The sequence below is a fragment of the Mesorhizobium sp. BAC0120 genome (assembly GCF_033542235.1).
In the GTDB taxonomy this organism is placed as follows: domain Bacteria; phylum Pseudomonadota; class Alphaproteobacteria; order Rhizobiales; family Rhizobiaceae; genus JAWRCU01.
This window is the reverse complement of the sequence record NZ_JAWRCU010000016.1, coordinates 17,801-37,218: the sequence shown is the minus strand read 5'-3', so window position 1 is coordinate 37,218 and position 19,418 is coordinate 17,801. Positions and strand designations below refer to the sequence as shown.

22 protein-coding genes are annotated in these 19,418 nt (G+C 62.1%); 15 read left to right on the top strand and 7 right to left on the bottom strand.

The annotated features are described in order from the left end of the window. Nucleotides 1-468 precede the first annotated feature (468 nt). The 3 genes from rpmH to yidC are packed head-to-tail and all read left to right on the top strand — an operon-like array spanning nucleotide 469 to nucleotide 2,781. The gene (gene rpmH, locus SAZ10_RS26850) at nucleotides 469-603 is read left to right on the top strand and encodes a 50S ribosomal protein L34 (RefSeq protein ID WP_008833937.1); all 135 of its coding nucleotides are present in this window, start codon (nucleotides 469-471) and stop codon (nucleotides 601-603) included. Nucleotides 604-617: 14 nt separating this feature from the next. After that, the gene (gene rnpA, locus SAZ10_RS26845) at nucleotides 618-983 is read left to right on the top strand and encodes a ribonuclease P protein component (RefSeq protein WP_318612493.1); all 366 of its coding nucleotides are present in this window, start codon (nucleotides 618-620) and stop codon (nucleotides 981-983) included. Then, nucleotides 967-2,781 carry a membrane protein insertase YidC gene (yidC, locus tag SAZ10_RS26840; RefSeq protein WP_318612492.1) on the top strand — a complete coding sequence of 605 codons (1,815 nt, stop codon included), beginning with the start codon at nucleotides 967-969 and terminating at the stop codon, nucleotides 2,779-2,781. The genes rnpA and yidC overlap by 17 nt, the downstream gene beginning before the upstream one ends. A gap of 296 nt (nucleotides 2,782-3,077) precedes the next feature. Here yidC and SAZ10_RS26835 read toward each other — a convergent pair whose 3' ends face one another. Next, nucleotides 3,078-3,773 carry a TetR/AcrR family transcriptional regulator gene (locus tag SAZ10_RS26835; RefSeq protein WP_318612490.1) on the bottom strand — a complete coding sequence of 232 codons (696 nt, stop codon included), beginning with the start codon at nucleotides 3,771-3,773 and terminating at the stop codon, nucleotides 3,078-3,080. A 115-nt stretch (nucleotides 3,774-3,888) separates the two neighbouring features. On the opposite strand from SAZ10_RS26835, the gene SAZ10_RS26830 reads away from it, so the two are divergent. From SAZ10_RS26830 to yihA, 3 genes are all read left to right on the top strand, one after another. Beyond that, nucleotides 3,889-4,374: a DUF1772 domain-containing protein gene (locus SAZ10_RS26830; RefSeq protein WP_318612489.1), complete on the top strand. Its 486-nt coding sequence runs from the start codon at nucleotides 3,889-3,891 to the stop codon at nucleotides 4,372-4,374. Nucleotides 4,375-4,463: 89 nt separating this feature from the next. Next, complete coding sequence (locus tag SAZ10_RS26825) at nucleotides 4,464-5,102, top strand: CatB-related O-acetyltransferase (protein WP_318612488.1); 639 nt, start codon at nucleotides 4,464-4,466, stop codon at nucleotides 5,100-5,102. Continuing rightward, nucleotides 5,099-5,761, top strand: a complete 663-nt coding sequence (yihA, locus tag SAZ10_RS26820) for a ribosome biogenesis GTP-binding protein YihA/YsxC (RefSeq protein WP_318612487.1) — start codon at nucleotides 5,099-5,101, stop codon at nucleotides 5,759-5,761. The genes SAZ10_RS26825 and yihA overlap by 4 nt, the downstream gene beginning before the upstream one ends. Nucleotides 5,762-5,916: 155 nt before the next feature. Here the strand turns inward: yihA and SAZ10_RS26815 are convergent, their stop codons facing one another. Beyond that, nucleotides 5,917-6,612 carry a TetR/AcrR family transcriptional regulator gene (locus SAZ10_RS26815; protein ID WP_318612486.1) on the bottom strand — a complete coding sequence of 232 codons (696 nt, stop codon included), beginning with the start codon at nucleotides 6,610-6,612 and terminating at the stop codon, nucleotides 5,917-5,919. A 114-nt stretch (nucleotides 6,613-6,726) separates the two neighbouring features. Between SAZ10_RS26815 and SAZ10_RS26810 the strand changes: the two genes are divergently transcribed. Further along, on the top strand, nucleotides 6,727-7,968 hold the full coding sequence (locus SAZ10_RS26810; protein ID WP_318612485.1) for an HlyD family secretion protein: 1,242 nt from the start codon (nucleotides 6,727-6,729) through the stop codon (nucleotides 7,966-7,968). A 20-nt stretch (nucleotides 7,969-7,988) separates the two neighbouring features. Beyond that, nucleotides 7,989-9,572, top strand: coding sequence for a DHA2 family efflux MFS transporter permease subunit (locus SAZ10_RS26805; protein ID WP_318612484.1), 1,584 nt, complete (start codon nucleotides 7,989-7,991; stop codon nucleotides 9,570-9,572). Between the two features lie 264 nt (nucleotides 9,573-9,836). On the opposite strand, the gene msrB is transcribed toward SAZ10_RS26805, so the two are convergent. Both msrB and SAZ10_RS26795 read right to left on the bottom strand, forming a co-directional pair. Further along, nucleotides 9,837-10,337: a peptide-methionine (R)-S-oxide reductase MsrB gene (gene msrB / locus SAZ10_RS26800; protein ID WP_318612483.1), complete on the bottom strand. Its 501-nt coding sequence runs from the start codon at nucleotides 10,335-10,337 to the stop codon at nucleotides 9,837-9,839. A 290-nt stretch (nucleotides 10,338-10,627) separates the two neighbouring features. Next, complete coding sequence (locus SAZ10_RS26795; protein ID WP_318612482.1) at nucleotides 10,628-11,206, bottom strand: helix-turn-helix domain-containing protein; 579 nt, start codon at nucleotides 11,204-11,206, stop codon at nucleotides 10,628-10,630. 228 nt (nucleotides 11,207-11,434) lie between these two features. Between SAZ10_RS26795 and SAZ10_RS26790 the strand changes: the two genes are divergently transcribed. Further along, nucleotides 11,435-12,181 carry an MBL fold metallo-hydrolase gene (locus tag SAZ10_RS26790; protein ID WP_318612481.1) on the top strand — a complete coding sequence of 249 codons (747 nt, stop codon included), beginning with the start codon at nucleotides 11,435-11,437 and terminating at the stop codon, nucleotides 12,179-12,181. Here SAZ10_RS26790 and SAZ10_RS26785 read toward each other — a convergent pair. Then, nucleotides 12,168-12,827, bottom strand: coding sequence for a helix-turn-helix domain-containing protein (locus tag SAZ10_RS26785; RefSeq protein WP_318612480.1), 660 nt, complete (start codon nucleotides 12,825-12,827; stop codon nucleotides 12,168-12,170). The genes SAZ10_RS26790 and SAZ10_RS26785 overlap by 14 nt on opposite strands. A gap of 114 nt (nucleotides 12,828-12,941) precedes the next feature. Here SAZ10_RS26785 and SAZ10_RS26780 point away from each other — a divergent pair, with 114 nt between their 5' ends. Then, entirely contained in the window at nucleotides 12,942-13,934 is a 993-nt protein-coding gene (locus tag SAZ10_RS26780) for an NADPH:quinone oxidoreductase family protein (protein WP_318612479.1), read from the top strand. A 166-nt stretch (nucleotides 13,935-14,100) separates the two neighbouring features. Next, nucleotides 14,101-14,991 carry an acetylglutamate kinase gene (argB, locus tag SAZ10_RS26775; protein ID WP_318612478.1) on the top strand — a complete coding sequence of 297 codons (891 nt, stop codon included), beginning with the start codon at nucleotides 14,101-14,103 and terminating at the stop codon, nucleotides 14,989-14,991. 390 nt (nucleotides 14,992-15,381) lie between these two features. On the opposite strand, the gene SAZ10_RS26770 is transcribed toward argB, so the two are convergent. Next, nucleotides 15,382-15,858, bottom strand: a complete 477-nt coding sequence (locus tag SAZ10_RS26770) for an Lrp/AsnC family transcriptional regulator (RefSeq protein ID WP_318612477.1) — start codon at nucleotides 15,856-15,858, stop codon at nucleotides 15,382-15,384. Nucleotides 15,859-15,987: 129 nt separating this feature from the next. Between SAZ10_RS26770 and phhA the strand changes: the two genes are divergently transcribed. The 4 genes from phhA to SAZ10_RS26750 all read left to right on the top strand — a co-directional run bounded on the left by phhA (nucleotide 15,988) and on the right by SAZ10_RS26750 (nucleotide 18,751). Continuing rightward, nucleotides 15,988-16,821 carry a phenylalanine 4-monooxygenase gene (gene phhA / locus SAZ10_RS26765; RefSeq protein ID WP_318612476.1) on the top strand — a complete coding sequence of 278 codons (834 nt, stop codon included), beginning with the start codon at nucleotides 15,988-15,990 and terminating at the stop codon, nucleotides 16,819-16,821. Nucleotides 16,822-16,898: 77 nt separating this feature from the next. Then, a complete protein-coding gene (locus tag SAZ10_RS26760) occupies nucleotides 16,899-17,282 on the top strand; it encodes a VOC family protein (RefSeq protein WP_318612475.1) in 384 nt (127 codons plus the stop codon). Nucleotides 17,283-17,448: 166 nt separating this feature from the next. Next, nucleotides 17,449-17,823 (top strand): nuclear transport factor 2 family protein, encoded by a 375-nt coding sequence (locus SAZ10_RS26755; protein ID WP_318612474.1) that lies wholly within the window; start codon nucleotides 17,449-17,451, stop codon nucleotides 17,821-17,823. A 217-nt stretch (nucleotides 17,824-18,040) separates the two neighbouring features. Continuing rightward, the gene (locus SAZ10_RS26750) at nucleotides 18,041-18,751 is read left to right on the top strand and encodes a pyrimidine 5'-nucleotidase (protein ID WP_318612473.1); all 711 of its coding nucleotides are present in this window, start codon (nucleotides 18,041-18,043) and stop codon (nucleotides 18,749-18,751) included. Nucleotides 18,752-18,792: 41 nt separating this feature from the next. On the opposite strand, the gene SAZ10_RS33655 is transcribed toward SAZ10_RS26750, so the two are convergent. Next, entirely contained in the window at nucleotides 18,793-19,263 is a 471-nt protein-coding gene (locus SAZ10_RS33655; RefSeq protein ID WP_412535304.1) for a helix-turn-helix domain-containing protein, read from the bottom strand. Between the last annotated feature and the right edge of the window lie 155 nt (nucleotides 19,264-19,418).

The following is a 19,418-nucleotide window of genomic DNA, read 5'->3' as shown; positions in this document are numbered from 1 at the left end:
ACGGGAGAACGATCCGTTTCCCGGCGACAGACTTTCGCGCCATATTAGCAAGATAGGGAATCATAGCGCGCTTGCCAATTTCGCTGAAAGTCGCAGGCAGTAGGGCAGTAGGGCAGTAGGGCAGTAGGGCAGTAGGGCAGTAGGGCAGTAGGGCAGTAGGGCAGTAGAAACTGCTCCTGTGCTCCATTCCAGTCTGCAAGCTCCTTTTTTTGCTCGCTGACGCGCCCGGCGCTCCTTTGTCGTCGACGGCTCTTTCCCCTACTCCCCTACTCCCCTACTCCCCTACTCCCCTATTGCCCTACCACCCTACCCCTTCAGATTGACTCCGGCGCCCCCGCTCTCTATAAGCCCGGCCACGCTGGGATTTGAATTCCGGCGCAATGTCCGTTGCGCCAAGAACCATCCCAGCCCAGCTCCTGTTCCTCAGCGACAGAACGAAGAAGGGCCGCACGCCGCGGTATCAAATAAATGAAGCGCACCTATCAACCCTCGAAACTCGTGCGGAAGCGCCGCCATGGCTTCCGTGCCCGCATGGCGACCAAGGGCGGTCGCGGCGTCGTTGCCGCTCGCCGCAACCGCGGCCGCAAGCGGCTTTCCGCCTGACGGAAGGACCCGAATTGCCGGACCTCGTGCGGCCGTCCGGCATTAATATCCGGCGGCTGCGAAAGCGCGACGAGTTCCTGGCCGTCCGGCGCGGCGAAAAACGGCGCGGGCGGCTGTTCCTGCTCGAAGTGCTCGCGCGCGGCGATCAGGATCCCCCGCGCGTCGGCTTCACGGTAACAAAGAAGACCGGAAATGCCGTCATACGGAACCGCATTCGCCGGCGCCTCAAAGAAGCGTTGCGCGTGCAGGCCGCGGGTGACATGGCGGCCGGCAATGACTATGTGATCGTCGGGCGCGAGGACGTGCTCGCGGCCCCCTTCGGCCAGATCGCGGCCGAACTCTCTCGCCGGATTCGAAACAGGCATGGAAAACAACCGTAATTTCTTCATTACCATCGCGCTATCCGTGCTGATCTTGACGCTCTGGCAGGTGTTCTACGTGAACCCGCGCATCGAGACCGAGCGCAAGACAGCCCAGGTCGAGAGATCGCAGGTTGAAGAGAAGCAGGGCACGCAACCGGCCGCGCCGGGCGGAACGGTTCCGGGTGGCGCGTCAGGGACGGAGGGCGCGGCTGCGGAAACCCGCGACGCGGCGCTGGCCAAGACTGAACGCATCAAGATCGACACGCCGAGCATCGCAGGCTCGATCAGCCTCACCGGCGGCCGCATCGACGACGTGCAGCTCAAGCACTACCACGCCACCGTCGACGACAATTCACCTATCATCGAGCTGCTCAACCCGGCTTCAATGGGGGCCCCTTCACCACATGCGGACGAGTTTGTGGCGCGTCAGTTCGTCGAGATCGGATATTCAGGCAACGACGCATCGGGCGCAGTGCCCGGCGATAAGACCGTCTGGAAGGTCGAAGGCAACACGACGCTCACGCCCGCATCGCCGGTGACGCTTACCTACACCAATGACAAGGGGATCAACTTCAAGCGTACGATCTCCGTCGACAACGAATACATGTTCAAGGTGACCGACACGGTCACGAATGGCGGCGCTCAGCCGATCTCGGTTTCGAACTACGGGCGCGTCACGCGCTTCGACAAGCCGACGGTTGCCAGCACATATGTGTTGCACGAGGGCCTGATCGGGGTGACCGGCGAAGAAGGGCTGCAGGAGCTCAAATACTCGGCGATCGAGAAGGATAAGGAGCACGTACCCGGGAAATCCACCGACGGTTGGCTCGGAATCACGGACAAGTACTGGGCGGTGGCGTTGGTGCCCTCGGGCAAGCAGCCTTTCCAGCCGCGCTTCGCCTATTTCGAAGGTCCTTCCCGCTATCAGTCAGACTTCCTTTCCGATCCCATATCGGTAGCGCCAGGCCAGTCGCAGACCGTCGAGACATTGGTGTTTGCAGGCGCCAAGGTGGTGTCGACGATCAATGACTATGAGAAGAATCTCGGAATCCGCCAGTTCGACCTCCTGATCGACTGGGGCTGGTTCTATTTCATCACCAAGCCGATGTTCTGGCTGATCGACAGCCTCTACAAGCTGTTCGGCAATTTCGGGCTGGCGATCCTCGCCACCACCGTCCTCGTGAAGGCGGCTTTCTTCCCACTCGCCAACAAGTCTTACAAATCGATGGCGAACATGAAGAAGGTGCAGCCGAAGATGCTGGAAATCCGCGAGAAATATGCGGATGACAAGATGAAGCAGCAGCAGGCGATGATGGAGCTCTACAAGACGGAGAAGATCAATCCGATCGCCGGCTGCTGGCCGGTGCTCCTTCAGATCCCGGTGTTCTTCTCGCTTTACAAGGTGCTCTACGTCACTATCGAGATGCGGCACGCGCCTTTCTTCGGCTGGATCCAGGACCTGGCGGCGCCTGACCCGACCTCCATCTTCAACCTGTTCGGATTGCTGCCCTTCGCGGTGCCGCACGCGCTGATGATCGGGGTGTGGCCGCTGATCATGGGCGTCACGATGTTCCTGCAGATGCGCATGCAGCCGACGCCGCCCGACCCGACGCAGGCGATGCTCTTCAACTGGATGCCTGTCATCTTCACCTTCATGCTGTCGTCCTTCCCCGCGGGGCTGGTCATCTACTGGGCATGGAACAACCTGCTGTCTATCATCCAGCAGGGCGTGATCATGAAGCGGCAAGGCGCGAAGATCGAACTGTGGGGCAATCTAGCAGGGATATTCCGAAAGAAACCTACGCCGGCGGAGTAGCTGCGCTCCCCCTTCTCCCCTTGTGGGAGAAGGTGGCTCGGCGCTTTAGCGCCGAGACGGATGAGGGGTTTGCAGGGCGCGGCGTTGCAGGAATAAACACTGGTGCGATATGCTCCGGTCATGCCGCGTCAGTGCGCCTCGCGAACCATCATCGTCTACGCGCGGGATGTCAGCCTGCAATCATCGCGATAGCGCTTCTGCCGGCATCGCCGCGCTCCACGCAACACCCCTCATCCGTCTCGGCGCTGCGCGCCGAGCCACCTTCTCCCACAGGGGGAGAAGGGGGAGCCTGGCATTTAGGCTGGCGGCCAATCGCCACATCGAGGACCCGCGGCGAGTTCGGCGCATGTCACCCTATCTCCGCCAAGCTCCGCAAGCGACATGCGCTTGTAAGTCTCGACAAGAGCGTCGCCCTCCGCCCGCTCGACAGAAATGGCGAGCCGCATTGCCTCTTCGCCGAGATGCATCACCACGAAGGCCGAGCGTTCCAGCTCGGCCGGATCCGCGTGAGGCCGTAGCCGCTTGAGTACCTCGGCGACGAGAGCGCCGTTCCGACGGCTTTCCAGAAGCTGGATTTCGCGCAGCGCCTTGTCAGCCTGTGCGCCGGACCAAATGTCACGCATCGCCGGCTCGGCCAGGAATATCCGGTAATAGGTATCGATCAGCCCGGCGAAAGCGCGGCTGAAGTCGTGTTCGTCGCGAACGGAAGCCATTGCCTCCTCGATGCAGCGGCGGCTCTCGGCGTTGCAGCGCTCGACCAGGGCAGCGAGCAGCGCCGTCTTATCGGGAAAGAATTGATAGAGCGAGCCGATCGACACGCCTGATCGTTCGGCCACCTCGGCCATGCGCAGCGCATCGCTGCCTTTTTCGGCGATCAGCTCGGTAGCCACGGCGAGCATGCGTTCGACGCGCTCGCGGCTGCGCTTCTGCACCGGCATCCTGCGCGGCCCGGGCGATGTCGAAAGCTCCGGCGACGAATTCCGATTTTGCATGGGGGTCCCCGAAGGTAATCCGATTGACAGACATAATATGAGGATTTATCACATTCGCAAATATGAACATTCCTCATATTCAAGGCATCCCCAGGTACAGCCACACGAGGCCAAAATGACCGAACGCATCGCTCTGATCTCCACCTTCTTGGCTGCACTTGGCGCAGGCATGATGGGCGGGCTGTTCTTCATCTTCTCCAATACGGTCATGGCGGCGTTCGGCAAGCTGCCCGCCGTAGACGGCATCGCGGCCATGAACTCGATCAACCTGACGATCCTCAACGGCACCTTTCTTGGCGTGTTCATGGGGACCGCACTCATCTCGGCCGTGCTGCTCGTCTCCTGGTTTCTTGGCTGGATGCCCTCCGGGGGCACGCTCGTGCTTGCCGGAAGCCTGGTTTACCTCGTCGGCATTCTCGGCGTGACCATGGTCTTCAACGTACCGATGAACGATGCGTTGGCCGCTGTGCAGCCGGACAGCGCAGCCGCTGCGAGCCTGTGGCAGGATTATCTCTCACGCTGGACGATGTGGAACCACGTCCGCACGATCGCCGGGATCGGCGCGTCGACGCTGTTCATCCTGGCACTTGCGGCAGGATGAACAAGGGAGAAAGCCGGGCCCTTCCCCTGCCATCCGGCTGCCGGCTATAGATTACCCTGCAGACGGAACATTTATGGAGGGCGGTTGCCATGAATGGCCCCAATCCGGCGATCAAGCACCCGGTACAGATGCACACGCGCATCGGCTTTCTAAAGCCCCTGATCGACGCGCCCAATATCGAGATCGGGGACTACACCTACTATGACGATCCGGAGGGCCCAGACCGTTTTGCCGAGAAATGCGTGCTCCACCACTACCCGTTCATCGGCGACAAGCTGATCATAGGCAAATTCTGCGCTATCGCCGAAGGCGCGCGTTTCATCATGAATGGCGCGAACCACATGCTGTCGGGCTTTTCCACCTACCCTTTCAACATCTTCGGACATGGATGGGAGCATGGGTTCGAGACGAATGCCTGCCGGGGTGAGCTGCGCGGCGACACGGTGATCGGCAACGATGTCTGGATCGGCATGGAGGCCGTCATCCTGCCCGGCGTCAGTATCGGGAACGGATCGATCGTCGCAGCGCGCGCAAACGTCAGCCGCGACGTGCCGCCATATGCAGTCGTAGCCGGCAATCCCGCCAAGGTCGTCAAGATGCGCTTCGACGCTGCTACCGTGCGGCGCCTTGTCGCCATTGCCTGGTGGGACTGGCCGGCCGACAAGATCACCCGCAACCTCGATGCGATCCGCGGATCCGACATCGCCAGACTGGAGACCGCCCGGTGAGCGAGGCGAAGCGCAAGGCGGAGATCGCCGAAGCCGAAATTTTTGCCCGGCCCTGGGTGTTCATCCGTGGCGTGCCGACGATGAAGTTCCTGCCGCCGGAAGGTCCGCCGGAGGTCGCATTCGCCGGCCGCTCCAATGTCGGCAAGTCGTCGCTCATCAACGCCGTCGTCGGGCAGAAGGGATTGGCCAGGACATCGAACACGCCGGGCCGTACCCAGGAGCTCAACTTCTTTGTCCCGGACGGCTATTCCGGTGCCGCCGGCGACGAGCCGCCCATGGCGCTGGTCGATATGCCCGGCTACGGCTACGCCGAGGCACCGAAGGGCGAGGTCGACAAATGGACGAGGCTGGTCTTCGACTACCTGAAGGGGCGCGTAACGCTGAAGCGCGTCTATCTCCTGATCGACGCGCGCCATGGCATCAAGAAGAATGACGAGGAGGCGATGAACCTGCTCGACCGCGCCGCGGTCTCCTATCAGCTGGTTCTCACCAAAACCGACAAGATCAAGCCCCCGGCCGCGGCAAAGCTGGCCGAGGAGACCGCGGCGAAGATCGCCAAGCGGCCGGCGGCCTACCCGATTTTGCTATCGACCTCGTCGGAGAAAGGCGAAGGAGTTTCGGAGCTGCGCCAGGCGATCCTTCAGGCCGTGGCCGGCTAGAGTCTTCCGTTTCAGGTTGACGCTGCCCCTCACCGTCACCCCGTGAACAACCGGGAGAGGGGATTCTGCGACGTTGCCGCCCGCTCTCCCCGTCGTTTACGGGGAGAGGGTAGGCGTGAGAGGCAGCGCCTGAGTCAAGCGAATTGCCTAACGCTTTAGTCTGCCCCTGCGGCCTTCGGTCCGTAGGCGTTGAGAAACACGTCGACGCCTGCCGAGACCGTGGCGCGGATTTCCTCCAAGGGCGGGGACCCGGTCCGGTAGCCGAACAGATATTGCCGATAGTAGCCGCTCAAGCACAAATCCGTGAGCTGGTACGCGGCGAGCTCGAAATCGCCGATCTCGATCAGACCTTTTTGAGCCGCGCTTTTCAGGAATGCCGTCAGCTTTGCATGGCCCTGCTTGGGCCCGCGCTCGTAGAAACGGGCACCGAGCTCAGGAATGCGTTCGCAAATACCGATCACGGTGCGCTGCGCCATGATCACCTTCTCCGACGTGATCTTCGAAGCAAATGCCACACCAAAGCGGATGAGCGTCTCGCGCAGTTCGCCGCCCTGGTCGAGCGCAGCGTACATGTCGCTGAACATCTGCTTGCGCTCTTCGTCGATGAGGCACTCGAACAGCTCTTCCTTGTTGGCGAAATAGACGTAGATGGTGCCCTTCGAGACGCCGGCTGCTCGCGTGATGTCGTTCATCGAGGCGGCATCGAAGCCCATCTCGATGAAAACGCGGCGTGCGCCTTCCATGATCTGCCGTCGCTTGGCAGGATCCTGGCCCGCAGCAGGGCGGCCCCGACGCAGGCTTTCCAGCATCTCGCGCTGGTCCGCCCGGATCGGCGGATTGTCAGTAGTCATCGCTTCCTCGACGTGATTCGAACCAATTGGTTCGATTCCCCCTTGATATGCGTCTTCCCCTCCGTTAAGTCAACATCGAACCGAACGGTTCAGTTCAGTCAGGGGCCTATCTGCATGTCCTCCCAATCCTCAGCACAGCCCGCAGCGCCGCTTGGCGGCAAGAAGAACGAGCCGAGCTCCGAGATTCATCCTTTCCCCAACGTAAAGGCTGTGCCTGAAACGGACAAGACGGCGCCGAGCGTCGAGGCCCCGGCAGCTCACCCTGCCCCCGTGACCGTAGCGGAGGCGACGAAAAAAAAGCGCTCGGCCCGCTCCTTCATCCTGCCTGTTATCTTGCTGGCCCTCGCTGGCGGTGGAGCCTGGTATGGCTACAAATACTGGACCGACGGCCGTTTCCTGATTTCGACCGACGACGCCTATGTGCGGGCAGATATGGCTTCCGTCGCGCCGAAGATCTCCGGCTATGTCGCCAGCGTGCCGATCGTCGAGAACCAGTTCGTGAGGGCGGGTGAGCCGCTGATCATCATGGATGACGGCGACTACAAGATTGCGCTCGACCAGGCCGAAGCGCAGATCGCCACGCAGAACAAGACGCTTGCACGCATAGCCGCGCAAATCGAAGCGGCCAAGGCCTCGCTGCAGCAGGCCGAGGCGCAGAAACTTTCCGCAAACGCCGCGGCTGCCAACGCGAAGCGCGCGGCCGACCGTGCCGCGCAGCTCGTCAAGACCAGCGTCGGCACCCAGGCCAATTTGGACGATGCGCAGACGGCCCTGGATCAGGCCAATGCAGCCGTTGCCGGCGCAGATGCCCAGATCGCCAGCGCCAAGGCCAATATCGACGTGCTCGAGGCGCAATATGGGGAAGCGCAAAGCACGATGAAGACGCTGGAACTTGCCCGCGACAAGGCTCGACGCGATCTCTCCTTCACGGTCCTGCGTGCGCCCTATGACGGCGTGGTGGGCAACCGCTCCGTCGAGCAGGGCGACCTCATCCAACCGGGACAGAAGCTCGCGGCCCTCGTGCCGATGGACAAGCTCTACATCGTAGCGAACTTCAAGGAGACACAGCTCGCCCGGATCGTGCCGGGCGAAAAGGTCCGGGTCTCGGTCGATGCCCTGTCCAGCCATGAGGAGTTCGAAGGGACCGTGTCGTCGCTGGCGCCAGCCTCCGGCGCCGTGTTCTCGCTGCTGCCGCCCGAAAATGCGACCGGCAACTTCACCAAGGTCGTGCAGCGCGTGCCGGTCCGCATCGACGTGCCTGCCGATGTGCTGAAGACCGGCAAGCTGCGCGCCGGTCTCTCCGTCGTGGTCGACGTCGACAGCCGCACCGCACCCGGCGCCGCCGCTTCCAACTAAGCCGGAGGCCGGGGCTCGTCATGGCAACCGTTGAAGCCACGATTGGAGCGCGGCCCGCGCCTGCAGCCGACCATCTGGAGCCGCGCCGTGTCATCGCCTTCTTCGCGATGGTGTTCGGCATGTTCATGGCGATCCTCGATATCCAGATCGTGTCCGCCTCACTGGCGGAGATCCAGGCCGGATTGAGCGCCAGTTCCGACGAGATTTCCTGGGTCCAGACCTCCTACTTGATCGCCGAGGTCGTGATGATCCCGCTGTCGGGCTTCCTGGCGCGGATGCTCTCCACACGCGTGCTCTTCACCATTGCGGCTGCCGGCTTTACCGCTGCCAGCGCGCTCTGCGCCACCGCGACCAGCATCGAGCAGATGATCATTTACCGCGCCATCCAAGGCTTTATCGGCGGCGGCATGATCCCGAGCGTCTTCGCCGCTGCCTTTACGATCTTCCCGCCATCGCGTCGCGCTATCGTCTCGCCGATGATCGGGCTCGTCGCGACGCTGGCGCCGACGATCGGCCCGACTGTCGGCGGCTATCTCAGCAACACCTTCTCCTGGCATTGGCTGTTCCTCGTCAATGTCGTGCCGGGCGTGATGGTCACCGCCGCGGCATGGTCGCTGATCGATTTCGACAAGCCGAACCACGCGCTGCTCAGCAAATTCGACTGGTGGGGGCTAGCCGGAATGGCGGCCTTCCTCGGCTCGCTCGAATATGTGCTCGAGGAAGGGCCGAAGAACGACTGGCTGCAGGATCAAAGCGTCTCCCTGTTCGCGGTCGTGATGTCGGTCGGCGCGGTCGTCTTCTTCTGGCGCGTCTTCGTCGCCGAAGAGCCGATCGTCGACCTCAGCGCCTTCAAGAATGTCAATTTCGCCTTCGGCTCGGTGTTCTCCTTCGTGATGGGCATAGGCCTTTACGGTCTCACCTATGTCTATCCGTTGTTCCTCGGACGCATCCGCGGCTACGATTCGCTGATGATCGGAGAAGCGCTGTTCGTCAGCGGCCTTGCCATGTTCATGACGGCACCGGTGGCAGGCGTCCTGTCGCGCAAACTGGATCCGCGGATCATGATGATGATCGGCTTTCTCGGCTTTGCGGCCGGCACCTGGCGGATGACCCATCTGACGGCCGACTGGGACTTCTACGAGCTTCTGTTGCCGCAGATACTGCGCGGCACGTCCCTGATGCTGTGCATGGTGCCGATCAACAATCTGGCGCTCGGCACGCTGACGCCCGACAAGATGAAGAATGCTTCCGGCCTCTTCAATCTCACCCGCAACCTCGGCGGCGCGGTCGGCCTGGCGGTAATCAATACCGTGCTCACCGACCAGACCTATTTCCACTACCAACGCCTCGCCGAGCACGTGCATTGGGGCAATCCCGAGGCGCGGGACATGCTCGCCAACATGTCGCGCAAGTTCCAGGCGCACGGACTTGAGGGAGACACCACTGCGATCGCGAAGATCAGCGCCATGGTGCATCAGCAGGCATGGACCTTGTCCTTCATGGACGTGTTCTACCTGCTCACCGTGCTCTTCGCTTCGCTCGCCGTGTTCGCGCTCCTGATGCGCAAGCCCCCCGCCGCGGCCGGGGGTGGCGGCGGGCATTGATGGCAATGGCTTTAATTGCATAGGCCGCGGCGCCGGTGCCCCCCTCCCCCTTGTGGGAAGGGATTCAGGGTGGGGGTGCGCCGGCGATTTCCCCACAATATTAGCTTGAGCAAACAGCAGCGCCGGCTTGGCTTGGCGCGCTTCGCACCCCCACCCTGAATCCCTCCCCACAAGGGGGAGGGGGTCGTCAGCGTCGCGCCTTCCAAATGCGATGCGGGGCAGCGCAGTTGGTCCAGATTCGGGGCAAAACTACGAAGCCACTCCTCAAGCCGTCGCCGGCTTGAAGCTCAGCGCGACGCCGTTGATGCAGTGGCGCTTGCCGGTGGGCGGCGGGCCGTCGTCGAAGATGTGGCCGAGATGGCCGCCGCAGCGGCGGCAATGGCATTCGGTGCGCAGCATGAAGTGCGACGTGTCTTGCCTGATGCCGACGGCATTGGGCAGTGCTTCCCAGAAGCTCGGCCAGCCCGTGCCGGACTCGAACTTGGTGTCCGAAGAATAGAGCGGCAGATCGCAGCCGGCGCAATCGAAGGTGCCCTTCCGGTGCTCGTTCAACAGAGGACTGGTGCCGGGATATTCGGTGTCCTCCTGCCTGAGCACGGCGAATTGCTCCGGCGTGAGGATCGCCTTCCACTCGGCATCGGTTTTGGTGACTTCAAAAGTTTCCGCGGCAGCGGGCGCGGGCCGCCCCGTGCGCCATAGCGCAACCGTGCCTGCGGCCAAACCCGACGCGGCGGCAGCGCTCAGCAGAAAGTCGCGACGGTTCATGATCTCATTCCTCCATGATCCATTTGGCAGAGCTGCCCGCCACACGGAAATCAAATGCGGGTGACGATCAGTAGCGGGCAGTTCTGCGGATGCTCGGGTCTGTTGTGCGAGCGACGCGGACCTTGCCTTCGCACTTCTCGAATGCTCATGCTGATTTCTTCGCCAGCTGGGCCGTCTTTGTTACATCTTGGGCAGGACCCCTCGTTGCGACCAGACAATCGGGCTGTGCTGACCCAACGCAAAGGCAAGTCGTTCCGCCGAGGACACTTCGATGATCGTCGTCCTCGGGCTCAAGTCTTTCTGGCGCAGTCGACGGCCTGAACCATTGCCTCCACGGCACCCTCCGGTTTCAGACCGCTCTCGAGCACCAGGGTCCGCCATGTGAAGAAGCTCAGGGCGAGATGCAGCATGGCACGCTGTGCCGTGCTCAACTCGTCGCCGAGCACGTCGCGGTAGGCAGCCATAGTGGGCCCCCAACGCAGCGTGACGATCTCCCTCACCTGCGGATCTTGTTCGGCGTCCCGCAGCACATTGGCGGCGAGCCGGGCGTTGCGCTCATACCAGCCATAAAGAGCCGGAAGGCCGGTCCGGAGACGCTCGCGCCAGTCCTCGATGCCGCGCCACGGCGCGGGATCGGGCAGTGGCTCGCGCTCGCTGTACAGTCCTGAGCATTCAAGAAGCAGACTCTGCTCATCCGGAAAATGCGCATAGAGCGTGTGGCGCTGCACGCCAGCGCGCTCGGCCACCATGCTGAACGTCGTCTGCGCCGGCCCAACGGCGCAGTGGAGCTCGATCGCAGCCTCGACGATGCGCCGGCGGGTCTCCGCCTGGCTCTCGGCGCGCTTTTTAAGGGTGTAGGTCCGGGCCATGTCAATCTGGTTGCAAACCGTTTTCGTTACACGCAGCTGTATAGTGAAAACTCGACTGCAGTCCACCCACGCCCCAATCGTTCCAGCAGCGCTGCATTTTCACTGCACATCTATGTGCATTCATATTTGACATACACGCCAGATTTCACTACACATTTCTGTGTCGCCAAAACTGGCCGCATGTCTGTGCCGTCCGGTAGCGGCCCCAACGATTGCTTGGAGAAAGTCATGGAGACCAGGATCAGTGAGATCGCCGATGGCATCTACCGGCTCTCGACCTTCGTGCCGGATATCGCGCCCCCTGCCGGGTTCACCTTCAACCAGTTCCTCGTCATGGGCGACGAGCCGTTCATGTTCCACACGGGATTGCGCAAGATGTTCCCGCTCAATCGCGAAGCTGTCGGCCGCATCATCGCTCCCGAGAAGCTGCGCTGGATCGCCTTCGGCCACTATGAGGCCGACGAGTGCGGCGCCATGAACGAGTGGCTCGCGATCGCTCCACAGGCCGAGGCGGCGCAGGGCCAAACCGGCTGCCTGGTGTCGCTGAACGACATGGCGGACCGGGCGCCGCGTGTCTTGCAGCACGGAGAGACGATCGAGCTCGGCCGTGGAAAGCGGGTCCGCTACATCGACACGCCGCATACCCCACATGGCTGGGATGCCGGCGTCATGTACGAAGAAGCAACGGGAACGCTGCTGTGCGGCGACCTCTTTACCCAGCTCGGCAACGGCTCGTCCCTCACGGAAGGTGATATTGTCGGGCCGGCAATCGAGGCTGAAGACCTGTTCAAATATTCAAGCCTGAACCCGGATATGGGGCCGACGCTACGCACTCTTGCCAGGCTCGAGCCCCGCACGCTCGCGCTCATGCATGGCCCATCCTTCGCCGGCGACGGCGGGGCCGCGCTCCGTGCGCTGGCGGACGACTATGACCGCCGCGCATCCGACAGAACCAGGGCTGCTAGTGCGCATTGAGGGCGGTCTCCCGCTGCCCGGGTGTCGCTGCACCTGGGTCTGCGCGAGTAAGCGTCTCCCAGGCCGCCATCGCGCACGTGATGACTGCATCCAACTCGGCGCGGCTGGCGCCGTCGCGGGCTTGCACTGACAACCCATGCATCACGGTCGTATAATAGCGCGCGATAGCCTGCAGGCGGCCAGCAGAAACAGAGAGATCACCGTCGGAGACGCCCCGGGCCAGCCGATCCCTGATCTCGTTGAATTGAGCCCGACGTATGTCTGCCAGAAATTCCCGTACCGGATGGTTTTCCACCGCGCCGGTCGGCGCGGCCAGGACAAGCATGCATCCACGCGGCGCCCCCGGCATGGTGATGGCATCGGCGACGGCATGCAGCATGGCGTGGATCGCATCGTAGGCCGTGGGTTGCTCGCGAAGCGCGATCCTGGGCGGCTGTCCCTGGGTTGAACTATTGAGGGCCACCGCCTCACGGAATAGGGCCTCCTTGCTGCCGAAGCACGCATAGATACTGGCCGAGGCTATGCCCGTGGCCTCGGTCAGGTCCTTCATCGAGGTTCCCTCGTAGCCTCGCTCCCAGAACAGGTCCATCGCTTTGCGGAGCGCTGCGTCCCGGTCGAATATGCGTGGCCTTCCGCGAGCGCCCATCTGAGGCGGCCCTCCGATTTGTTTGTTGATCGACCAAGTTTAGCTTGACCGACGCCTGAGCGCCATGCAGATATTTATTGGTCGATCGACAAATAATTTAAAGGACCAATTCCCATGAGCACCCCCGCCGTCATGCGAGCCCTGCAGCAAACGTCCCTGAATGGTCCGCAGGACCTGCGGATGATCACCGACGTGCCGGTGCCAGTTCCGGGCGCAGGCGAGGTCCTCATCCGGGTCACCGCTGCCGGCGTCAATTTCGCCGATATCTCGCAGGCCCGCGGCAAGTTCCGCGGAGGGCCGCAGCCGCCCTATCTCGCAGGCTTCGAAGCCGCGGGCGAGGTCGTTAGCGTCGGTGAGGGGGTGACCGGCGTGGCGGTCGGCACTCGTGTCATCGGCGTCGGTTATGGCGCGTTTGCCGAGTACATGGTCCTCTCCGCGGCCGCTTTGGTCCCTGTGCCTCCAGGCTGGGGCGACGAGCAGGCGCTTGGTCTGGTCGTGAACTGGCCCACGGCGGTGGCTGCGCTCAAGTCGCTTGGCCAGATCGCCAGAGGCCAGACCGTGCTGATCCATGCCGCGGCAGGCGGCACCGGCCAGGCCACGGTAAAAATCGCCAAGCATTACGGCGCGACAGTGATCGCCGCAGCCTCACCCAGCAAGCACCAGATCGTGAGAGCGCTCGGCGCCGATCACGTCCTGGACTCCCGCAGTACCGACATCCTCGCCGAGGTGTTGCGACTGACCGAAGGCGCCGGCGCCGATCTGGTATTGGAGTCGGTCGGCGCTGCAACATTCGAGACCAGTCTCGCTGCGGCCAAGCGCGTCACCGGCCGCGTTGTCGTGTACGGATTGGCCGGCGGCGAAGCGGCGCTCACCAACTGGGATCTGGTCTATAAGCATCAGGTGCACATTATCGGCCTCAACATCGGCGCGCTGATCCAGGCCGCGCCGCAGATGTTCGGGGAAATCATGGGCGAGCTGTTCGCGCTCGCTGCGGCCGGCGTTCTCTCCCCCGGCCAGCCAACCGTCTACAACCTTGCAGATGGGTCGAAAGCGCTGGCAGCGCTGGAAAGCCGAGCCAGCGTCGGCAAGCTGGCCCTTCGGCCCTGACGTGAACTCGGAGATCGCAATGGCAGCCGGCGAGCTTGAGTTTCTGCGGAGCATCGTCCGCTTCCAGCGCCTTCGCCCCATCACTCGCCACAGCCGTATGAAGCGGCTTGGCCAGACGGTCGTTTCTCGCTAAGAGGCCGCTATTCCTGAGCCCGCGAGGACGATCATGACGGAATCTTCCACCGCTGCCGAGCAGGCCCGCCTGCTTTCCGAAGCCCTGCCCTACATGCAGCGCTACGAGCACAGGACGGTGGTCGTGAAATATGGCGGCCACGCCATGGGCGACATCGGGCTCGGCAGGGCGTTTGCCCGCGACATTGCGCTGCTCAAGCAGTCCGGCGTCAATCCGATCGTGGTGCATGGCGGCGGGCCGCAGATCGGCGCGATGCTCAACAAGATGGGCATCGAATCGAAGTTCGAGGGCGGTCTGCGCGTCACCGACCAGAAGACGGTCGAGATCGTCGAGATGGTGCTCGCCGGCTCGATCAACAAGGAGATCGTGGCCCTAATCAATGCCGAGGGCGAATGGGCGATCGGGCTCTGCGGCAAGGACGGCAACATGGTGTTCGCCGAGAAGGCGCACAAGACGATCAAGGATCCCGACTCCAACATCGAGCGCGTACTCGATCTCGGCTTTGTCGGCGAGCCGGTCGAGGTCGACCGCACGCTGCTCGACCTGTTGGCGCGCTCCGAGATGATTCCCGTTCTGGCGCCGGTGGCACCCGGCCGCGACGGCCACACCTACAACATCAACGCCGACACTTTCGCCGGCGCGATCGCCGGTGCGCTGAAGGCATCGCGCCTGCTCTTCCTCACCGATGTCCCCGGCGTGCTCGACAAGGACAAGAGGCTGATCGACGAGCTGTCGGTCGCGGAAGCGAAGGCACTGATTGCCGACGGCACGATCTCCGGCGGGATGATCCCAAAGGTCGAGACCTGCATCGAGGCGATCGAGCGCGGCGTGGAAGGCGTCGTCATCCTGAACGGCAAGACGCCGCATTCGGTGCTGCTCGAACTGTTCACCGAGCATGGCGCCGGCACGCTGATCGTGCCGTAGGCCATTCGGAGCGGCGCACGATCAAAATGGATCGCCCACCGCTTTGACTATTTGTTACGCGTCGGAGATTTTCCCGAAAACCCAGCACTTTTCGGTCCGATGCGCCATTTATCGCGCCTGTTGCGAGAGGCACCACGACCAAATGGGTTGGTCGCAGTCAGGATAGTTCTTGTTGCTTGGGTTCTTGTTGCTTGGGGCAGTCGTTCCAGTGGATGCGCAGCCTGCGACTGCAGCGATGATGAAGAGGACGCCAAGCCGGCTCAGCATAGCGAAGTTCCTTCCCTGCAAGCGCCCGTGCCTTTGCTGAACGAGTAGTTTAGCAGGTCGGCGTGTTTTCTACACTTGCCTGACAGACTCTCCTGACAGCTTCTCCGTTCACGCAGCAGAAGGCTACCGTCGCAGGTGTCCGAGCGGCACGCGCGACGGCCCCTTGATGTTCTGCAGTACCAGCTGGGTATGCACGTCACGTACGCCCTTCAGCCGCATCAGCCGGTGCATGACGAATTCGTTGAGGTCGTCGACCGAGGGCACCATGACGTGCAACAGGAAATCGTGCTCGCCCGTGAGCGTCCAGCAGGCCGACACCTCGTCCATGCGCTCGACCGCAGCCATGAAGGCCTCCGGCGAACCGTCGGTGTGGCTGGTGAGCCGGACCTGGATGAACACCTCGACCATCAGCCCGACCCCGCGACGGCTGATCACCGCCTGAAAGCCCTCGATGATACCGGCCTCCTGCAGCCCGTCGAAGCGGCGGGCGCAAGGCGTGGTCGAAAGGCCGATCTCTTGCGCCAGCTCCGAGACGGGCTTTCTGCCATCGTGCTGGAGTGCTTCCAGCATCTTGATCTCGAACTCATCGAGTTTAGGCATTTCACCTCTGAATTTGGCGATTGCGAGGCGATTTGCGTTCATATTAGCCCACACGGGGTTAAAGAGCGAAACAATTGTCGGCTTCCCGGCTTATGATTGATCAAAAGAACCTCAAATGGAGGATCGATCATGGAAATCAGCGTGAAGGACTATGCGCGCGAATGCGCCGAACGAGGCCTGCGCGGCGACTACTCGGTTTGCCGGGCCGACTTCACCGTCGAGCAGGGTTACGACTACAGCGACGACCAGCAGGAGGTCTGGCGCATCCTGTGCGACCGCCAGACGAAGCTCACCAGACGGCTTGCGCATCGCTCTTACCTCGAAGGCGTGGAAGCTCTGGGCCTGCTCGATCGCATCCCCGATTTCCACGAAGTGAGCAACAAGCTGCGCCGGCTGACCGGCTGGGAGATCGTCGGGGTGCCCGGCCTGATCCCGAACGCGCCCTTCTTCGAGCATTTGGCCAACCGGCGCTTCCCCGTCACCAACTGGCTGCGCAAACGCGAGGAGCTCGACTATATCGTCGAACCGGACATGTTCCACGACTTCTTCGGCCATGTGCCGGCTCTTAGCCAACCAGCCTTCGCCGACTTCATGCAGATGTATGGCGACAAGGGACAAAGCGTGGGCGAGATCGGCGGCGAGGACATGTTCGGACGGCTCTACTGGTATACGGCCGAGTTCGCCCTGATGCAGGAACCCGGGCAGCCCCTCAAAGCCTTCGGCGCAGGCCTGATGTCGTCCTTCAGCGAATTGCAGTTCGCGGTCGAAAGCAAGGATGCGCATCGCGTGCCGTTCGATCTCGAGACGGTGATGCGCACCGGTTATGAAATCGACAAGTTCCAGCGCGCCTATTTCGTGCTGCCGTCCTTCGAGGCGCTCAGGAGCGGGCTGCAAACCGCCGACATCCGTAGCATCATCAAACGCTGGAAGGATGCGCCGCCGCTCGATCCGGCGACTATCTGAGCGGTTGAACGAAGCGCCGGGAACTGGTTTGCTGCAGGTGAGTTGTGCGGGAGGCGCGGCTTGCCCGGAGGGATCTGATGGCCCGGATCAGCATTCGCTACATCGTCGCCGACGTGCCGGCGGCGGTGACCTTCTACACCGAAATGCTCGGCTTCGAAGTGATCATGCAGCCGGCTCCCGGTTTCGCAATGCTTTCGCACAGTGGCGTCCGGCTGCTGCTGAACCAGCCCGGAGGCGGGGGCGGCGCCGGGCAGGACGTGGCCGGCCGTACCCCGGAGCCGGGCGGCTGGAATCGGATGCATATCGAGGTCGAGAACCTTGCCGAGACGGCGAAGCGGCTGAAGCATGCCGGTTGTCACTTCCGCGGCGAGATCATTCTTGGACGCGGCGGTAAACAGGTTCTGGTCGAGGACCCTTCCGGCAATCCTGTCGAGCTTTTCGAGCCGACGACGCAGGGGTAGGCTCTGGCTTCGCCGGAGGCGATCAGGGCAGGCCAGGATTTGCCGTTGCGGTCCAGGTCGCCACGACCCGGCTCAGATCAGCGCCGCGAAGCCGGATGCGCGGAGCTGCTCGATAGTCGAGGTTTCCGGCATCACGTTGGGGATCGCTAGCTCGAGAGGAGCAACCATGCAACAGGATCCGACTGCGATTGCGCGCGCCAGTTACCAAGCCTATGTGGAGAAGGATCGCGCTGCAATCGAGGCGTTGCTGGCCGACGATTTTCACTTCACCAGCCCGTTGGACAACCGCATCGACCGGCAGACCTATTTCGAGCGCTGCTGGCCGACCAGCGAGACAATGAGCGGATTCGAATTCCTCCATGTGGTTCAAGACGGCAACCGCGTCTTTGTTACCTATGAGGGCCGTCGCTCGGACGGCAAACGCTTCCGCAATACCGAAATCCTGACGGTTCGCAACGGCAGGATTGCCGACGTCGAGGTCTATTTCGGCTGGACCATTCCGCACCCGGCTGCAGACGGCGGCTTCGTCAATCCCGCATGAGCTGATCGGGTCGTCACGGGCCAGTTCTCTTCGAGCACCGCGCGTTTGCGGCCGCCACGCTTTGCCGCATACAACTCCACCGAGATTGACAGGAGGCGCTGAAAGTCTTCTTTCGCTCCGCGGTGGAATTTTGCCTGACGCATCACTTCGCCATTTTCATATGATGGATCGAGCGCCCGCCTGCCGAGCAGGCCGGTGTCAAAGAGCAGGATAGCGCATGACGACAGAGGCTGACCCCATACGCTTCGCCCATGTCACGGACTGGGTCTTCGATCTCGACAACACGCTTTATCCGCACCATTCGAACCTCTTCGCGCAGATCGACGTGAAGATGACTGCTTATGTTTCGGAGCTCCTCAAGCTTTCCCGCGAAGACGCGCGCAAGCTGCAGAAGGAGCTCTATCTCGAATACGGCACCACGTTGAACGGCCTGATGACGCGGCATGGCATCGACCCGGATGATTTCCTCGAGAAGGTGCACGACATCGACTATTCATGGCTGAAACCGGATCCGGTGCTCGGCGCGGCCATCCGGCAGCTGCCCGGCCGCAAGTTCATCTTCACCAATGGCGACCGTGGACACGCCGAGCGGACTGCGCGGCAACTCGGCATCCTCGACGATTTTGACGACATCTTCGACATCATCGCGGCGAGGCTGACGCCGAAGCCGGCACCCGAGACCTATGGTCGCTTCCTCGAGCTTTTCGGCATCTCCAGTCCCAACGCCGTGATGTTCGAGGATCTTGCCCGCAATCTTGCAGTGCCGAAGGCGCTGGGCATGACGACCGTTCTCATCGTGCCGCGCAATTTCGAACCAACCTTCTCGGAAATCTGGGAACGCGACGTCAACAATGAAGACGAAGTCGATTTCGTCACCGACGATCTGGCCCGCTTCCTTTTCTCGATCGTCCAGGCGCCGGCTGCCTAGAAGGTGAATATCCTTAGCGCCGGCACCCAAAATGGTGCCTGTCAGCCATGACGGCCTCGGCACGATGGACAAGGTTGAGCCGGGAAGGCTTCTACCGATCCGTATGCGCTGGCCTCAAATTCCCTGTCCGTTTTGGACGCCCATTCTGCGTCTGCAACTGAGGGTCCTTCTCCCTTGCCTGCGACCAGCCAGAATGGGCTAATCCCCAGAATGGCAGCCATGGCAGGCACGAGATAGGCTTCAGGAACATCCCGGTCCCGCTCCCAATTGGACCATCGTTCCTTGGCCACACCCAACCGGCTTGCGGCCATTCCGATCGACAACGCTGCCGCCACTCGCGCCAGGCACAAACGCCCAGCCAATGTGTCTTGCGACGCGTCGTATTCGTCCTCGTCTTTGAATGAAATTACCCTGCCTCCGATGATCGTTTCGCGCTCGACTCGGGGACGAGCCGGAGCGTTCAGCCCAGCGAGCTGATACGCGAACGCGCCTGTTAATTCAAATATATCCACATATCAACCCGGCATTCCGATGCATGTTGCCAGATCGCGGCTTACGCAAGATTAGATCTTGATCTGTATTTTTGCATTATATCGACTGCGTCAGCGCCACAAGAAACGACAATAATCCCTACTTATTTTGATTTTTGTTATTTGAAGCACCCTTG

Coding starts and splice junctions, on each gene's coding strand:
- rpmH (WP_008833937.1), top strand. CDS start 469: ATGAAGCGCACCTATCAACCCTCGAAACTCGTGCGGAAGCGCCGCCAT.
- argB (WP_318612478.1), top strand. CDS start 14,101: ATGACGGAATCTTCCACCGCTGCCGAGCAGGCCCGCCTGCTTTCCGAA.
- msrB (WP_318612483.1), bottom strand. CDS start 10,337: ATGAACCGTCGCGACTTTCTGCTGAGCGCTGCCGCCGCGTCGGGTTTG.
- SAZ10_RS26770 (WP_318612477.1), bottom strand. CDS start 15,858: ATGCCTAAACTCGATGAGTTCGAGATCAAGATGCTGGAAGCACTCCAG.
- phhA (WP_318612476.1), top strand. CDS start 15,988: ATGGAAATCAGCGTGAAGGACTATGCGCGCGAATGCGCCGAACGAGGC.
- SAZ10_RS26795 (WP_318612482.1), bottom strand. CDS start 11,206: ATGGCCCGGACCTACACCCTTAAAAAGCGCGCCGAGAGCCAGGCGGAG.
- SAZ10_RS26760 (WP_318612475.1), top strand. CDS start 16,899: ATGGCCCGGATCAGCATTCGCTACATCGTCGCCGACGTGCCGGCGGCG.
- SAZ10_RS26750 (WP_318612473.1), top strand. CDS start 18,041: ATGACGACAGAGGCTGACCCCATACGCTTCGCCCATGTCACGGACTGG.
- SAZ10_RS26825 (WP_318612488.1), top strand. CDS start 4,464: ATGAATGGCCCCAATCCGGCGATCAAGCACCCGGTACAGATGCACACG.
- SAZ10_RS26805 (WP_318612484.1), top strand. CDS start 7,989: ATGGCAACCGTTGAAGCCACGATTGGAGCGCGGCCCGCGCCTGCAGCC.
- SAZ10_RS26815 (WP_318612486.1), bottom strand. CDS start 6,612: ATGACTACTGACAATCCGCCGATCCGGGCGGACCAGCGCGAGATGCTG.
- SAZ10_RS26835 (WP_318612490.1), bottom strand. CDS start 3,773: ATGCAAAATCGGAATTCGTCGCCGGAGCTTTCGACATCGCCCGGGCCG.
- SAZ10_RS26810 (WP_318612485.1), top strand. CDS start 6,727: ATGTCCTCCCAATCCTCAGCACAGCCCGCAGCGCCGCTTGGCGGCAAG.
- yidC (WP_318612492.1), top strand. CDS start 967: ATGGAAAACAACCGTAATTTCTTCATTACCATCGCGCTATCCGTGCTG.
- SAZ10_RS26790 (WP_318612481.1), top strand. CDS start 11,435: ATGGAGACCAGGATCAGTGAGATCGCCGATGGCATCTACCGGCTCTCG.
- SAZ10_RS26780 (WP_318612479.1), top strand. CDS start 12,942: ATGAGCACCCCCGCCGTCATGCGAGCCCTGCAGCAAACGTCCCTGAAT.
- SAZ10_RS26755 (WP_318612474.1), top strand. CDS start 17,449: ATGCAACAGGATCCGACTGCGATTGCGCGCGCCAGTTACCAAGCCTAT.
- SAZ10_RS26830 (WP_318612489.1), top strand. CDS start 3,889: ATGACCGAACGCATCGCTCTGATCTCCACCTTCTTGGCTGCACTTGGC.
- SAZ10_RS26785 (WP_318612480.1), bottom strand. CDS start 12,827: ATGGGCGCTCGCGGAAGGCCACGCATATTCGACCGGGACGCAGCGCTC.